General features: G+C 42.1%; 10 protein-coding genes. 3 read left to right on the top strand and 7 right to left on the bottom strand.

The genetic code is table 11. From position 1 onward, the window contains the following. Window positions 1-12 precede the first annotated feature (12 nt). Window positions 13-3198 (bottom strand): TonB-dependent receptor, encoded by a 3186-nt coding sequence (locus OGI71_RS12500; protein WP_282255803.1) that lies wholly within the window; start codon window positions 3196-3198, stop codon window positions 13-15. A gap of 301 nt (window positions 3199-3499) precedes the next feature. Here OGI71_RS12500 and OGI71_RS12495 point away from each other — a divergent pair, with 301 nt between their 5' ends. Continuing rightward, on the top strand, window positions 3500-7621 hold the full coding sequence (locus OGI71_RS12495) for a hybrid sensor histidine kinase/response regulator transcription factor (protein WP_282255802.1): 4122 nt from the start codon (window positions 3500-3502) through the stop codon (window positions 7619-7621). A 158-nt stretch (window positions 7622-7779) separates the two neighbouring features. Here OGI71_RS12495 and OGI71_RS12490 read toward each other — a convergent pair whose 3' ends face one another. Next, entirely contained in the window at window positions 7780-8025 is a 246-nt protein-coding gene (locus tag OGI71_RS12490; RefSeq protein WP_336044294.1) for a response regulator, read from the bottom strand. 44 nt (window positions 8026-8069) lie between these two features. On the opposite strand from OGI71_RS12490, the gene OGI71_RS12485 reads away from it, so the two are divergent. Continuing rightward, window positions 8070-8255 carry a hypothetical protein gene (locus OGI71_RS12485; protein WP_282255800.1) on the top strand — a complete coding sequence of 62 codons (186 nt, stop codon included), beginning with the start codon at window positions 8070-8072 and terminating at the stop codon, window positions 8253-8255. A gap of 208 nt (window positions 8256-8463) precedes the next feature. Here OGI71_RS12485 and OGI71_RS12480 read toward each other — a convergent pair whose 3' ends face one another. Beyond that, a complete protein-coding gene (locus tag OGI71_RS12480) occupies window positions 8464-8931 on the bottom strand; it encodes a PA2169 family four-helix-bundle protein (protein WP_282255799.1) in 468 nt (155 codons plus the stop codon). A 256-nt stretch (window positions 8932-9187) separates the two neighbouring features. On the opposite strand from OGI71_RS12480, the gene OGI71_RS12475 reads away from it, so the two are divergent. Continuing rightward, on the top strand, window positions 9188-10087 hold the full coding sequence (locus tag OGI71_RS12475; RefSeq protein ID WP_282255797.1) for a hypothetical protein: 900 nt from the start codon (window positions 9188-9190) through the stop codon (window positions 10085-10087). Window positions 10088-10217: 130 nt separating this feature from the next. On the opposite strand, the gene OGI71_RS12470 is transcribed toward OGI71_RS12475, so the two are convergent. The 4 genes from OGI71_RS12470 to OGI71_RS12455 form a co-directional block, all read right to left on the bottom strand. Beyond that, on the bottom strand, window positions 10218-11348 hold the full coding sequence (locus OGI71_RS12470; protein ID WP_282255796.1) for a FecR domain-containing protein: 1131 nt from the start codon (window positions 11346-11348) through the stop codon (window positions 10218-10220). Window positions 11349-11359: 11 nt separating this feature from the next. Next, window positions 11360-11947: an RNA polymerase sigma-70 factor gene (locus OGI71_RS12465; RefSeq protein ID WP_282255795.1), complete on the bottom strand. Its 588-nt coding sequence runs from the start codon at window positions 11945-11947 to the stop codon at window positions 11360-11362. A 118-nt stretch (window positions 11948-12065) separates the two neighbouring features. Next, the gene (locus OGI71_RS12460; RefSeq protein ID WP_282255794.1) at window positions 12066-13385 is read right to left on the bottom strand and encodes a DNA mismatch repair protein; all 1320 of its coding nucleotides are present in this window, start codon (window positions 13383-13385) and stop codon (window positions 12066-12068) included. Window positions 13386-13393: 8 nt separating this feature from the next. Continuing rightward, window positions 13394-14713, bottom strand: a complete 1320-nt coding sequence (locus OGI71_RS12455; RefSeq protein WP_282255793.1) for a DNA mismatch repair protein — start codon at window positions 14711-14713, stop codon at window positions 13394-13396. Between the last annotated feature and the right edge of the window lie 7 nt (window positions 14714-14720).

Below are 14720 nucleotides of genomic sequence, written 5' to 3'. Positions count from 1 at the left end.
CAGTATTTAATATTAAAACATGAAGTTTAGACCGAAGGTATAGATGCGCTGTGAGGGATACCGGGCATAATCTATTCCTCTCAGTAAGACACTTTGATTGTAGGAACCTATTTCCGGATCATAGCCCGTATACTTTGTCCAGGTAAACAGATTTTGAATATTCACGTATAATCTGAGGTTTTCAATTTGATATTTCTTCAGCAGGTTTTGCGAGAAGGTATATCCGAGAGAAATATTTTTCAGGCGCAAATAGGAACCATCTTCGATAAATCTGTTGCTCATCCGACTATTATCATTTGCATCACTGACGGTAATCCGCTGAATGCTCGCATTTGGATTGGATACCCGCACATTGGAAATATCCTGGTCGGAACCGTTCGGATCAATCGTTTCTAGGAGGGCAATTCCGGTTGTCTCTTTGAGCATACCTGAATTGTTCATTGGGTTGGTAAAATCTTTGCGCAGTTGGTTATATACCTTGTTGCCATACACGGCATTCAAGAAGATATTTAGGTCAAATCCTTTATAGGAAAGATAATTGTTGAGCCCGAGGATGAACTTAGGGTCTGGATTGCCTATAAAATCCCGGTCCTGTTCATCAATTTTCCCGTCTTTATTTTTATCCTCGAATATAAAGTCTCCGACCCAGATGCCGTTGACACCTATGTTTTTATCTTTGGGAAGAGCGATAGGCACTTTATTGCCATCCTGATCCAGTACCACATTATTTTGATTGTCCCGCTGGTAAAAATCACTTTCATTGTGAAACATGCCAATGACGTTATATCCGTAGAATTGACCGACAGGATGACCTACCTTCGTCAGTGTGAATGTTTCTGCACCTATTTTTCCCTGAATAGCGGCGGCATCTGTATACAGCTGCGTGACACGGTTTCTATTCATGGAAAATGTCAGACCAGATTTCCAGAATACTCCATTTTTATTGATATTAACGGTGTTTAAGGTGAGCTCGATACCTTTGTTGGTCATCGAACCGGCATTTACCCAAGGGGCAGAAATCAGTCCGCTGATATAGTCTGGTAATACGGCCTGCATTAAAAGGTTGTCGATCTTTTTTAAATAGACCTCGGTTGTAAGTTCGATTCTATTTTTAAATAAACTCAGATCCAGGCCTATATTGTAGGCATTGGTTTTTTCCCATTTCAGATCCGGATTGGCAAAATTTCCGGGATAGAAGCCCGTGCCCCAGATGGATGCGGCGGAGGCCATTGTCACGCCATAAGCATAGGAACCTGCCGCCTGATTACCGACGAGCCCCCAGCCCAGCCGCAGCTTTAAGTTGTCTATCGCCTGATTTTCCTTTAAGAAAGATTCATTTTTAATCTTCCAGGCTGCCGCTAGAGAAGGGAATGTTCCCCAGCGGTTGTTGACGCCAAATTTATCCGATCCGTCTCTGCGGAAGGTAGCCGTCAATAAATATTTGTCGTCAAATCCATAATTGAAACGACCAAAATAAGATTCAATGCCACCTGAACTTCGTGAACTTCCATTTTTGGCAGTTTTTGAATCACCAGCGTCCAGTTCATGTACTGAATTCAGAAAATAATTGGTACGGCTTCCAGACAGTGATTCCCAGCTGTTTTCCTGGGCCTCATGTCCGACCATGATCGAGAGATTGTGCTTTCCGGTGAAGGATTTCGTGTAGGTCAAGTAAGTCTTCAGGTTGGTAAAAGAACCGTTGCTGGCAAATCTGGCTCCGGCCGATTGCTGTCTGAAATTGCCATAATCATACGATGGGGTGAATTGGTAAGAATTGGAATAATTGTAGTTTCCATTGCCTTCGATCCGAAGTACAAGATCTTTGATGGGAGAGATATCCGTATAGGCATTGACACTAATCTGTGAACCTTTCGCATAGTTTTCCCGGGTAAGCGCTTCTTCCAATGGGTTGGCGAAATAGGTGCCATACATATTTTCCTGTTGTGTGCCCCAGGAACCGTCCGGATTTTTTGCGGGCACCTCCGGCAGCTGCCGAATGGCGAGTGAAATGATTCCACCATTGTCTATGGTGTTCCTGTTTTTTGTTTTGGCCGTATAGGCATTGATGCCTACTGTTAGCCACTTATTGATTTTCGAATCAAAGTTCATCCGTAAGGAATAGCGCTCAAAACTGGATCCTTGTGCGATGCCCTGTTGATCCAGGTATCCGCCGGTGATCGCAAATCTATTTTGCTCGGTTCCGCCGGAAATGTTCAATTGATGGTTATGCATCAATGAAGTCCGAAAGATTTCCTTTTGCCAATTTGTACCTTCACCTAACAAGGATGGATCTTTAAATTCCTCCCGATCGCCAAAGCCGATGACTTTACTGCGCAGATTTTGATACACCGCATATTCGCGCAGGTTGAGAACGTTCAATATATTGGGCAGCTGTTGAAGACCCACATATCCTTCATAGCCCAATTTGGTTTTTCCGGCTAAGCCGCGTTTCGTTGTAATCAGCACAACACCATTTGCTGCTCGGGTACCGTAGATGGCGGCAGCTGAAGCATCTTTCAATATTTCCATGGATTCTATATCTGATGGATTTATGGAGGAGAGCGCACTGGAATTATCCCGCGTATTACCATCTATGGGAATTCCATCTATAACATATAAGGGCTCATTACCGCTGAACGAATTTGTACCACGGATGCTGACCGATATTCCGCCCCCCGGTGCTCCAGAATTCTGCGTCACAGAAACACCTGCAGCACGTCCCTGTAATGCTTGATCAAGTGAAGTACTGACCGATTTGCTGATATCCGCAGCAGTGACTGAGACGACTGATCCGGTCAGATCACTCCGTTTCATTTTTCCGTACCCCACCACGACAACTTCGTCCATGGCATGGATATTTTCTGTCAACTGAATATTCTGTCGATTTTCTGTTACTTTGACTTCCTGTGTATGGAATCCCAAATGTTTGATGATTAAAATACTACCTTTTGGAGCAGCAATGGTATACCGGCCTTTTTCATCGGAAGAAGTAGCCGAAGGTGTTCCTTTTAGTTTAATGGAAACATTGGTCAAAGGCCTCCCCGTGACCCTATCGGTGATCCATCCAGAAACATTGATTTTTGAATCCTGAGCCTGTAGTGCATTGATAAAAAGAAGAAGCAAGGCTGCCAGCATGAGACACTCCCAATGCCGCAGTTTGGGCCAAAAAAACTGTTGTGATCCGTTTTTTGATTTCATGGTTAATTTAAGTTTATAATTTATATTGGTTATTTTCCCGAGAAAGGGATGATTAAAATTAGGCACAACGGATTGTTTTAGCGGGGTCCAAATGTTGCAGATAAGGGGATGAAATGTTATTCAGTCTGCTGTGCAAGCGGTCTTATGGCCGCAGTAATGACTTTGGGAATGTATTGTTTTAATGATCATAGATGCTGGTTGGGGACTTATATGTTTCAGCTTTGGGTATAAAATGATTACTTATGCCCTAAAGATTTTATAAAATCAGTATTTTAACGCTGAGTACTTGAGACCGTAACCAATGAAACGACTAATCCTTTTAATTTTACTCTTTGCGACTGTAGCCAGCTTTGGGCAACAGTATAAATTTGCACAATTAAGCACCCGTAACGGAATTGTTGGGAATGAAGTCGTCGCCATTCATAAAGATGGTAGAGGTTTTGTGTGGTTTACTACCAATACTGGTCTAAATAGGTTTGACGGTGAGCGCATCAAAATATTCAATCGGAGTAGCGACGCATCAGCAGATTCCCATTATGATGCAATGAAAAAGATTGTCGAAGATGAGAAAGGGAATCTGTGGATGATGGGCAATAAGTATGTTATGTTTGACTGGCGCAGAGAAGTCTTTGTCAATAATACAGATTCACTTCTTGAGCAGATGGGGCTTCCTCCAAATCCAGTTTCCATTCAGATTGATCAGTTTAAGAACTTTATTGTCGCCTATGCACATAAGGGTATCTATAAATTTGAACCTAAAACAAAAAAACTTTCGGCCTATAGGCCATTAAATGACCCAACAACTATAGCGTCAACTGAGATTGTTGAGATTGCCTTAAAAGGCCCGCTTGTATGGATACTACACAAAGACGGATTATTGGAACGTTTAAATAGCAGCACCGGAAAAGTGGATTTGCGAAAAAATCAGTTGAAGCGTACACCGATAAACACCTTGATTCCCAAACGCATCTTTATTGACCCAGATGCTATGGTCTGGATCTATCCGGGGCTGAATAATAAGGGGGCAGTTTGTTATAATGAAACAAATGACCAATGGAAGCAGTTGGATATCGACAGTAAACCTGCTCTTTCAAATTCTTTCGTCCGCGGGATGATTGCGGATCATCAAGGATTATTATGGATTGCAACCGATCACGGCGGCATCAATCTTTTTGATAAAAAAAGTAATACCGTCAGGGTCATTCAGCATGAAGAATACAACAACAGTTCACTTGGTCAAAATTCCATCGTCAGCCTGTATTGCGATCCGCAGGGAATTGTTTGGGCCGGCACATATAAAAACGGTGTTTCTTACTATCATCCAGATATGTTCAGATTTCCCAGTACCGAAATAGTAAGGGAATCCGATCGTAGAAATATTATTTTTGATTGCAGCAGCATCATAAAGGATAAAGGTGATAATCTTTGGCTGGGTACTAACGGCAAAGGACTTATTAAGTTAAATGAGCATAGTGGAAAAAGTCAATTTTTCAGAAACGAGCGTGAGGACAACAACAGCCTTTCTTCAGATATTGTCACCACTCTTTTTGAAGACCATTCCAAAAAAATATGGGCCGGAACCTTTATGGGTGGATTAAATAGCTATGATGGTCAGCGATTTAAAAGGTACAAAGTTGAGGAAAAAAATAAAAATAGTCTCTCCAACCTAAGTGTTTATGGTTTAACCGAAGATTCGAATCACAATTTGTGGATTGCGACCTTAGGCGGGGGGATCGACAGGTTAGATCCCAGCCGCAGTATATTCAGCAATTTTAATCGGGAAAATAGTAAGTTACGTTCAGATTTTATACTTTCAGCCATTCATGCTGCGGAAGGAACAATTAGCTTCAGTTCGGATATCGGCGTGTATAAAATTGGTCCTGATCAGACCATATTACCTTATTTCTCAAATCCTGATTTTCAGGATAAGGCATCAGCCGTGCCTGTGTACCAGCTTATGAAGGATTCAAAGGGACGTATTTGGCTGGCAACAAAAAGGGGAATAAAGATCTTTGATCTTGCCAAAGGGCGCTTTACGATGTTAACACAGACTGACGGTCTGTCCAGTGACGACGTACGTTCATTGGCCGAAGACCGGGAAGGATATATATGGGCGGGCACAAGCTATGGACTCAACCGGATACAATACATTCCGGGTGATAGTAGCAAACCTAAAAACATTGTTTCTACCTTCGATCTGAGTGACGGACTGACAGGTATGGTTTTTAATCCCAATGCGGTATATATGGACAAGACCGGTAAAATATATATGGGAACCACAGAAGGGTATGTGGGCTTTCATCCAACAGGGATTCCAGTCAATACAAGTGCTCCACGGGCGCGGTTTACCGAACTTTTATTGTCTAACGAGCTCCTCAATCCTGGTGATAAGAGAAATGGGCACCTGGTGCTTCCTCGGTCCATTGTCGACCTTGACCACATCTCCCTAAAATACAACGAAACAAACTTTACCATTCGTTTTTCAGCATTTAATTTTATGCATCCGGAGAAAAATAAATATCGTTACAAATTGGAGGGTGTTGATAAAGAATGGATTGAAACGTCTCGTAGCACAGGATTTGCTTCCTATTCCAATCTTAATCCGGGTACTTATGTATTAAAGGTTTATGCCGGCAATGAAGATAATGTCTGGTCGTCCAAACCTATTGAAATGCGTATTATTGTCAAACCACCATTTTGGTGGTCCTGGTGGGCGATCGTACTGTATACGGTCATATTTATCCTGGTGGTCAAATGGTTTATCAAATATCGGTTAAAAAGAAAACGAGATCAGCTTGATCAAAAAGCCCGGATGTTGGAAGCCGATAAGTTACATGAAATAGATCAACTGAAATTAAAGTTTTTTACGAATATCAGTCATGAATTTAAAACGCCCTTATCTTTGATTATCAGCCCCCTGGAAATGTTGATAAAAAATGATCATCCCCACGAACAAAACGCTGTTTTGGGGGTCATGTACAAAAATGCGCAGAAGCTGCTTAAGATGGTCAATGATATATTGGATTTTCGAAAACTCGATCAGGACAAGGCGAAACTCAATATTTCATCGGGTAATATGATCGAATTTGTGAAAGAGATCAGCACATCATTTTTGTCCATAGCTGCTGAAAAATCCATCAAACTAACCTTTACCACAAACCATCAGTATATTGACCTACGGTTCGATAAAGATAAAATGTACATGGCTATCTCCAATTTGATTTCGAACGCCTTTAAGTATACAAGGAATAACGGTCATGTAGATGTTAGCGTAGATATAAACGAAACAATCAGAGATCATAAAATCTATAAATACTTATGCATTAAAGTCACGGATACCGGAATAGGAATAGAAAGTGCACACCTTGAACGGATTTTTGACCGTTTTTACCGCATTGAATCCAATGAAACCCATGGGATAGCCGGGACAGGAGTGGGGCTACATATTGTAAATGAATTTGTCAGGCTCCATGGCGGAACCGTTGAAGTGGATAGTAAACTTGGAAAAGGTACGGTTTTTACCATGCTCATACCCATGCTCAAAGAGAGCTACGGTGCAAACAGACAAGATGTAATCTATTCGGGCACAGCTATTGAAGTAGATACTAAAAAAAGTACTGTTAGCGCAAATGATGGGTTTCTGGAAGCAGAGCATAGTGTTTATACCCTCCTGATTATCGATGATAACGAGGATTTTCGGTTATTTTTGAAAGACCTTTTTGGGGCTGAATACAGAATTTTATCCGCTAAGGACGGACAGCATGGCTATGACCTTGCCGTTGAACATATTCCAGATGTTGTGCTCTGTGATGTTATGATGCCTAATGTGGACGGTTATGAATTTTGTCGAAAAGTGAAGCAGGATATACGGATTTCACATATTCCGGTCGTTTTACTTACGGCCAAGTGTTCGGATGAAAATCAATTTCAAGGGATGGAAGCTGGAGCAGATGCTTATATTTCGAAGCCTTTTAATATAGATATTCTGCGAGTTACACTCGCCAATATCGCGAAAAGGCAAAAACAATTCCAGGAGAAATTCAAATCGAGAATAGCTATTTCAACCTCTAAACCGGAGATTGTTTCGATGGATCAGAAATTTATACAAAAGGCGGTATCCATCGTGGAATCAAATATAGGAAAAGCAGATTTTTTGGTTGAGGATCTCTGTCGGGAAATGGCGATGAGCAGGGTTAATTTTTATAAAAAAATTCTTGCGCTGACGGACAAAACACCGTCTGAGTTTATCCGTTTTATCAGACTCAAAAGAGCAGCCGAACTATTGGAGAAAAGCCAGCTATATGTTGCTGAGGTTGCATTTTTGGTTGGATTTAATGAACCCAAATATTTCAGGAAATATTTTAAAGAAGAATTTGGTGTCACACCGAACGAGTATAAGAAAACCGGCACAAATACTTTATAGAAATTTGAAAGGTAAATGTTTGAAGCGTATAAAGGTATAGGCCATAGCTTAATTGGTTTGCGTGCATTCGATTCTATAATCATAATTTAGGACGATTTTTTCCATAGTCGTTTCCTTTGTCTAATATGGACTGATCTTGATCATAGAAAACCTAACTTTTAAGTCTCCGGACTCTGATGGGTGCTTGTATAGATCGAATTCTTGAGCGCTGCACAAATGATTGGGCAGGAGTCTTTATAAGACGCGAGTAACAATTTTAATCGTTGCGTCGCTTTTACGCCGCCAATTTTAGGGATCCAATTGTCCATTAATATAAGGTCGGGCTGGATTTCTTCGACGCGTTCAATGACATTGTGCGAAGTTTCGGAAGCCTCGACATGATAAACCAAATGCTCAAGAACAATGGAACATATTTCCTATATATTAGTATCGTCTTTCTTTTGCGACGATGTATGGATGGAGTAAAGATCTTTTCTTCGCACCTGAAAATCCCAGCATAAACCTTTATAAGGCGGACGGAAGTCCGATTACAGGAGATGTATCTAATCAGATCAAGTTGTGGGATAACGGAACACGCATCAACCAGAGGCCGGGTGTCAACGTCATACACCCCGGAACAGGCGACCAGGCATGAAAAGAGCCGTAACACGCTGTTATCTACGAAATACCTTTGGGCTGTTGGCTTTGTCTTGATCCTGCTTCTCCTTTGGAGGCGGAGCAGATTTCGTCTGTGGGTATAGAAGGCATCGCAGGATGGGGGCGGAGTCTGGTGTAGCACGCAAACTAAAAACAACTACCGCTGCCATTTACGCTTCGGTAGTTGTTTTTTTAAAACTTTAAGCTTAGATTGCTTTACTGTCGCGCATCATTTTGATGATATTATGTGCTTCCAGTTGTTTACTAAGCTGGGTGTTGATCAGACTATGTACATGTTGCGAAAGCTCATTCGATCCTTCAGCAAGGGCTGTCTGATAAGTCGATTTGAAGGCATCTTCTCCTTGTTCACAGGTCTCCAGCAAACTTCTTTCGTCGTCACCGGTGATATTTACTTTTATGCCCATCCAAACCCGGAAGAGCTTGCCGCTAAGCATGGTACTGTCTGTAGGTTCCTTGCCTTCCAGTTCCACATAGGGTTTCAGTTCTGCGATAAATTCATTTGATTGTTCAATGTACTTCTGAAATGTCGGTAGCAATTTATCTAAACCATGGCTGGTAGCCAGATCAATTGCTTTTCGGTAACCTTCAATACGGTCGTTATTAATTTTGATAATGTCATTGATGATTTCGGGATTATTAATGTTATTTTCCATAATACTGTTATTTGTTGTCATTTTTATTTATTGAAAAAACAGCCTCTAACCAACGATCGTTTGAAAAATCCAAGATTTAGGTATTTAATTCACTCCCCGTATTTAATACATTTTTTATTACCTAGGAATAAATGCACGAATCTTAAAAGAAATACTACGAATGTTAAATGGCTTCCCATTTCAGGGATGAATATTTTTATATTTAAAAAATTCATTTATTTCTTTTATGAAAAAACACCTCTTACTCGTACTAGTTATGCTAGTAAATACAATAGCGATGGCGCAAAATGCTGCGTCCGAGAAACATTTGCACAAAGCATTTGAAGCAATAAAAAACAGTGATGCTAAGGCTTTCAAAACATTGTGGCCCGACCAAAAAACATTTTCCGAAATCATGATCAGCAGTGGTGATTTTGATGCCCGTAGTTCCGCCCTAATCGAGGTGTACAACGAAAGCAGATATTATAAAATGATGGGAAAAATACTGGAAGATTTTTGCGACATTAAGAATGGGGAAATCAACTGGCAAGATTTATACATCCAAGAAATTAAATCAGATAACAATAAAGCCGAAAATTCTGAAGGGATTATAGAATACAGCGGTTTTATCTGGGTCAAAAGCAACAGGAACAAAGAGGAGAATTATGTCTTGCGTTATGTTGATTTAATTCAATTCAAAGAGCAATGGTACGGCGGTTTGTTTAAAGATCTGAAAGCCTTCGATGGTAATTTTGAAGATTTTGTTAGCGCAGAAGAACCGGGCGACCCTATCGCTGCTGAAGCGGCAACTGTTGCCGTAGAAGCGGCGGCAGCAGCGGCTGATAGCGCTGCAACTTTAGTCGAATTACCATTGCTAGAACAAACGACTTTTTCAACCACCATTAATGGTCGAAAGATGATGCTGAATTGGAAAGTAAATGGTTGGAAAGAAGATCCTTCATACGATCAAACCACTTATCAATATCAAAACAACGAGGAGCAATCTTTTGCCGAAATCGTAACATTGGAAAACGGCTATGTGCTATTGATTGAAGAAAATCGCAAAAACTTTTTCCGAATTAAAAATACATATGGAAGCTTGAGCGGATTTTGGTTTTCTACACAAGTAGGAAAAGAAATTCCGGTAACTTTTGCCAATACCGAAGCAAAAAAATAGAAATATATTCTTGACAACGGAAATAGCTGCGTTCGGAAAATACAGCTCCATCCTTTGGAAATGGTGGGCGATGATCAATAATCAAATACAAACAAGGCTGTCTCGGTACGCTGAGGCAGCCTTGTTTCGCTTATTTTACCTCCATCACATGCACCTCTCGCCCGACCACTTTAAAATCAACGTTTTGCACACTCGCCTGTAGGTATTTCAATACCGTCTGTATGGCTGTAGTCTGCTCGATATCGATGGTAAATCGTAGTTCCTTCAGTGCCGGATCATCAAATACAAAGCGATAATCGTACAGTCTTGTCAACCTCTCAGCAATCTCGCCCAGCGTCATGTCATCAAAATAGAGCACATGATCCTTCCAGGCTACCCAATCACGGACAGGGTCATCGGATAGATAGAGCTTATTGGAGTCATTGTTATATTTTCCAACATTACCGGGTATGAGCTGTTGCGATTGACCATTGACCTGTAGCTCCACTTTCCCCCGCACCAATGCGGTCACTACGGTATTACCAAATGTATTGACGCCAAAAGCCGTGCCCAGGACTTTAACGCCCACCTTACCGCAATGGACCACAAAGGGTTTGTTGGGATCATGCGCCACGTCAAAATAGGCTTCACCCTGCACATATACCTCCCTTTTATCCGCAGAGAAAGCAATCGGATAGCTAAATGAAGTCCCCGAATTTACCCAGACTTTTGTCCCATCGGCCAGTTCTACTTTCGTCTGAAGGCCGTAGGGTACATCCAGTCGGTTTAATGCAAGCGTAGTTGTCGATCTTTGATCAGATTTTTGCCCCAGGTAGCTTATTTCGCCGTTGTTGATCAGGACAGTGTTTCCATTTTCATCCAGCTGCTGATGTTGTGTATCAATCGCTATTTTCTCGCCATCAGCTCTTTGCAATGTAATTTTTTTGGACGGATTGCCCGCCCATACTGATTCCTTTGCGTTATCGACAGGTGCCATATTGCGGTTTAGCATCCATATGCCTGCTCCCAGGCAAATCAGCAGCGCCGCAGCATAGGGCAAAAATTGCAAAAGCCTGTGCCGTTTTTTTCGCCGGGAAAATTCAAGTTTTCCCTCGTGTACAGGAAATTGCTCATTAGCTTGTTTTTTTCTCAATTTAAAGCGGACCTCTTCAGAGAATAAAAGCATGTCCACTTCCTCCTTGGATAACTCATCCATATTTTGATGCTCCTTGGCGTTAAGCTGTGCCAACAACTTGTCCCAATCAATATGATCATCTTTCATATCTTCTCTATTTAGATTAACAACCAACCAATAACAACCACCAACCACTTACATTCTGATCGAAGAAAAACATAGGCCAGTTTAATATGTGTTTTCACCGTATTCACTGAAATATCCAGGTTCTTAGCGATCTGAACGTAAGTCAAGCCCTCCCTTTGGCTTAATAAAAAGATCTCTTTCCGTTTATCGGGCATTTGTGCAATGGTATCCCATAGCATCTTGTCGCGTTTATCTTCAATGGCATGCCGTTCTTTTTCTGAATCCAAGGGTATCTTTACTGCTTCAGTAAAGATATATTCACTATCGTAGTTTACCTTTGTCAAGCGTTTCAAATAATTTAATGATGAGTTGCGCACCGAACGATAGGCATAGGATTTCAAATTGCCCTGAATTTTCAAACGGGATTTTTTTTCCCAACAATATAAAAAGAAATTCTGCACAATATCCTTGGCCGCCTCAACGTCGTCAACAACATGCATGGCAACTTGGCAAAGAAAAGAATAATGTTCATCAAAAAACTTGTTCAATAGCTGCTCCGAAAGCATTATAGGGACTTCGGAAGCATGCTGATTCTCCTTCTCTTCTAAAGAATTATACATAATTTCCATAGGTTTAACCATACCAATATACGAAGTATTCATAGAAATTAAATTAAAATCAGAATGATCAATTATATCTTTTTTGTATCCGCTCTGCTGACCTACCTAATACCCCATTTTAAGTTTCCATCATCTCCAAAATGCGCTCATTCCGGATGATCATCATACCCTGCCGATCCGCTGTAATACCCTCCTCCAGACGGTAAGTATAACGTGGGATATTATTTTCCAGCACGGTTGGCATATAACGAAATTGTATATTTTCTACAGACTGGAGTTCTTCACCCACTTCGATGATATGTGTGGACACCACAAACAGGCAAGCTTCATACTCGGCAAACTCGCTTGTCACGGCCAGCGTACCATCATAAGCATCCTTCACGTTTGTCCCCTTAAATAGTTCATCAAAGATCAGTAGGAGCCGGGCTCCGCTTGCAGCCGCTAAGGCCGCCTCTTTAACACGGATTACTTCGGCGTAAAAATGGCTGTAACCAAGTCCGATATTGTCGGCTACATTGATCGACGAATACAAGCCCTCGCGCACTGAAAATTCTAGGCTGTCCGCAGCCACCGGAAATCCCATGTGTGCCAGGTAGAGTCCTATTCCCAATGATTTCATCCAGGTAGATTTTCCGGCCATATTCGCTCCGGTAAGAAACAGGACATTGCTCGACTCATGCAAGAACAGATCATTTCCTATGGCGCCGGGAATACAGGGGTGTTTCAGATTTTCGCAACGCAGGCTATTTTCCGTTTCCGGCAGTGCTTTGGCATAAGTGAAATGATGGGCTTCCGCAGTTTTTGCGACGGACTGGTAGACATCCACTTCATACACAAATAGCAGCAGCGACTCCAAACTAGTCAATAACTTACCTTTGAGCAGATGTTCGTAAAAAGCCAATACACCCAGGGGTAAGGCCTGATAAATGTCCATCTGAGCCAATTTGGCCAGATAGGGGTTGGCCAATAATGCCTCGACCTCTTGGAATCTTTCTTTAAAGGGACCGAGCGCTCCTTTGAGCTCGAGCATTATTGCTTTTATGGTATTCAGTAGCTGAATGACAGCCTGGAGTCCCTGCACATTCTTCTTATACCGATCGTCACGGGTCAGGCCGGCCAATAGTTTGTGTAATACAGCCGCCCCATAGACCAATGTTTTGCTTCCAAAAGAACTGGTGTCCAGATACTCCTGTATAGTTGCCATCGATTGGCGGTCTAAGTCAAATACAACATCCTGCTGCTGAAAAAATTGGAATACAGCACTTCGGTCATTGATCGCCTGCCTATCGGTCAGTGGGTTGTGAAACATCTCATCCAGCAGTTGCTCACCACCTCTGGTCTGTACCTGATTAAATAAATTGTAGATGGTGCCCGATCTAAATTTTCCCAACAGATTAAGTTCGTCGAGGGTTTGTTTATCTATTTTAAATTTATTCATCGTTCTCGTTATATCGTTTTTTCCAATTTGGGCGTTCCCAATTTCTTCTTTCCGTTTTTTAGGATATCCAGGATACCTTCATTTTGAATAATGAGCATCCCATGCCGATCGTTGGTGACCCCGGGCTCCAGGGTATAGGTATAGACCGGCTTAGTCCCCTCCATCCGTGTGGGCAGGTACCAAAAATTGACTCCGTTCACTTGGCTCAATTGCTCGGCTGCCTCCACAATATGTGACGAAATAATAAATCGGCTTGTATCTTTTCGGGCAAATGCCCTGGCAACTTCTACTGTCGCTTCATGTGCGTCTTTGACATTGGTGCCGCGAAACAGCTCGTCAAAAATGACGAATAGCGATCTGCCTTTGCCCAGTTCAGCTGCTATTTTCTTGACCCGCAGTACCTCTGCGTAGAAATGACTTGCACCGATACCCAAGTTGTCCGGTAAGTTGATCGTAGTATATAATCCGTCCATGACCGAAATATCAATGGCTTTTGCAGCAATTGGAAACCCCATATGTGCGAGATATACTGCCGTTCCAATGGATCTTAGAAAAGTACTTTTGCCAGCCATATTCGCACCTGTCAATAGGGTCAGGCTCATCGTACCCGTCATCGTCACATCGTTGGCTACGGGCTGCTTCAGCTCCGGATGATAGAGCCCCTCAATTTTCAGTATCCGGGTTCCCTTCGCGTGTACAGAGGGGAGTGTGAAATTGCGCTCCCTGGCGATGCCTGCAATCGCTAGATACACATCCAGTAAATAAACCTGATTTAACAAAGATTCAATCTGTGCATATATCTTAGTTCGAAAAAGCAGATCATAAGCCGCTATCGCTGAGAAAGCTACTTTGCCACCGGCATGCTCTCTAAATACAGGCGCAAATACTGCCTCATTCAGAATCGCACAGATAGCACTCCGCTGCGTAGCGTAAACTGTTGCTTTGACCATTGCTTCGGTCTCCATAAAGTTTCGCAGCCCGTTCAAGAACTGGATAATGGCCGACACACCATTCTGGATGTCGCGCTCGCCCAAGCCCTGGCTGCTGGCCCTTGTGGATACCGAGCGATTTCGAATATATTTTTCCGTTAAATCAAACATCGCCGGATCAAAAGGAAAGGCGACCTGCTGTTGGGAGAAATAGGTGAAAATGGCCACGCGATCGGCTATCGTTTTCTGATCTGCTGATGGCTGGCGAAACAGGTCGCGCAGGAGATTTTCACCTCCGCGCGTACGTGTTTTATTGTAGATTTCGAAAATTCCTGACTGGTCCCTTTTTCCAAAGATCCGTAGATCTTCTAGGGTCTGTACATCTGTTTCTAGTAGCATAATCTCC

Source organism: Sphingobacterium sp. ML3W, assembly GCF_029542085.1.
Lineage (GTDB): Bacteria > Bacteroidota > Bacteroidia > Sphingobacteriales > Sphingobacteriaceae > Sphingobacterium.
The sequence above is the reverse complement of the archived record's forward strand: the minus strand, read 5'-3'. Positions and strand labels throughout refer to the sequence as shown.

Bases quoted from the DNA above. Each gene is read 5' to 3' on its own strand.
- OGI71_RS12500 (WP_282255803.1), bottom strand. From the start codon at position 3,198: ATGAAATCAAAAAACGGATCACAACAGTTTTTTTGGCCCAAACTGCGG.
- OGI71_RS12495 (WP_282255802.1), top strand. From the start codon at position 3,500: ATGAAACGACTAATCCTTTTAATTTTACTCTTTGCGACTGTAGCCAGC.
- OGI71_RS12485 (WP_282255800.1), top strand. From the start codon at position 8,070: ATGTATGGATGGAGTAAAGATCTTTTCTTCGCACCTGAAAATCCCAGC.
- OGI71_RS12480 (WP_282255799.1), bottom strand. From the start codon at position 8,931: ATGGAAAATAACATTAATAATCCCGAAATCATCAATGACATTATCAAA.
- OGI71_RS12475 (WP_282255797.1), top strand. From the start codon at position 9,188: ATGCTAGTAAATACAATAGCGATGGCGCAAAATGCTGCGTCCGAGAAA.
- OGI71_RS12470 (WP_282255796.1), bottom strand. From the start codon at position 11,348: ATGAAAGATGATCATATTGATTGGGACAAGTTGTTGGCACAGCTTAAC.
- OGI71_RS12465 (WP_282255795.1), bottom strand. From the start codon at position 11,947: ATGTATAATTCTTTAGAAGAGAAGGAGAATCAGCATGCTTCCGAAGTC.
- OGI71_RS12460 (WP_282255794.1), bottom strand. From the start codon at position 13,385: ATGAATAAATTTAAAATAGATAAACAAACCCTCGACGAACTTAATCTG.
- OGI71_RS12455 (WP_282255793.1), bottom strand. From the start codon at position 14,713: ATGCTACTAGAAACAGATGTACAGACCCTAGAAGATCTACGGATCTTT.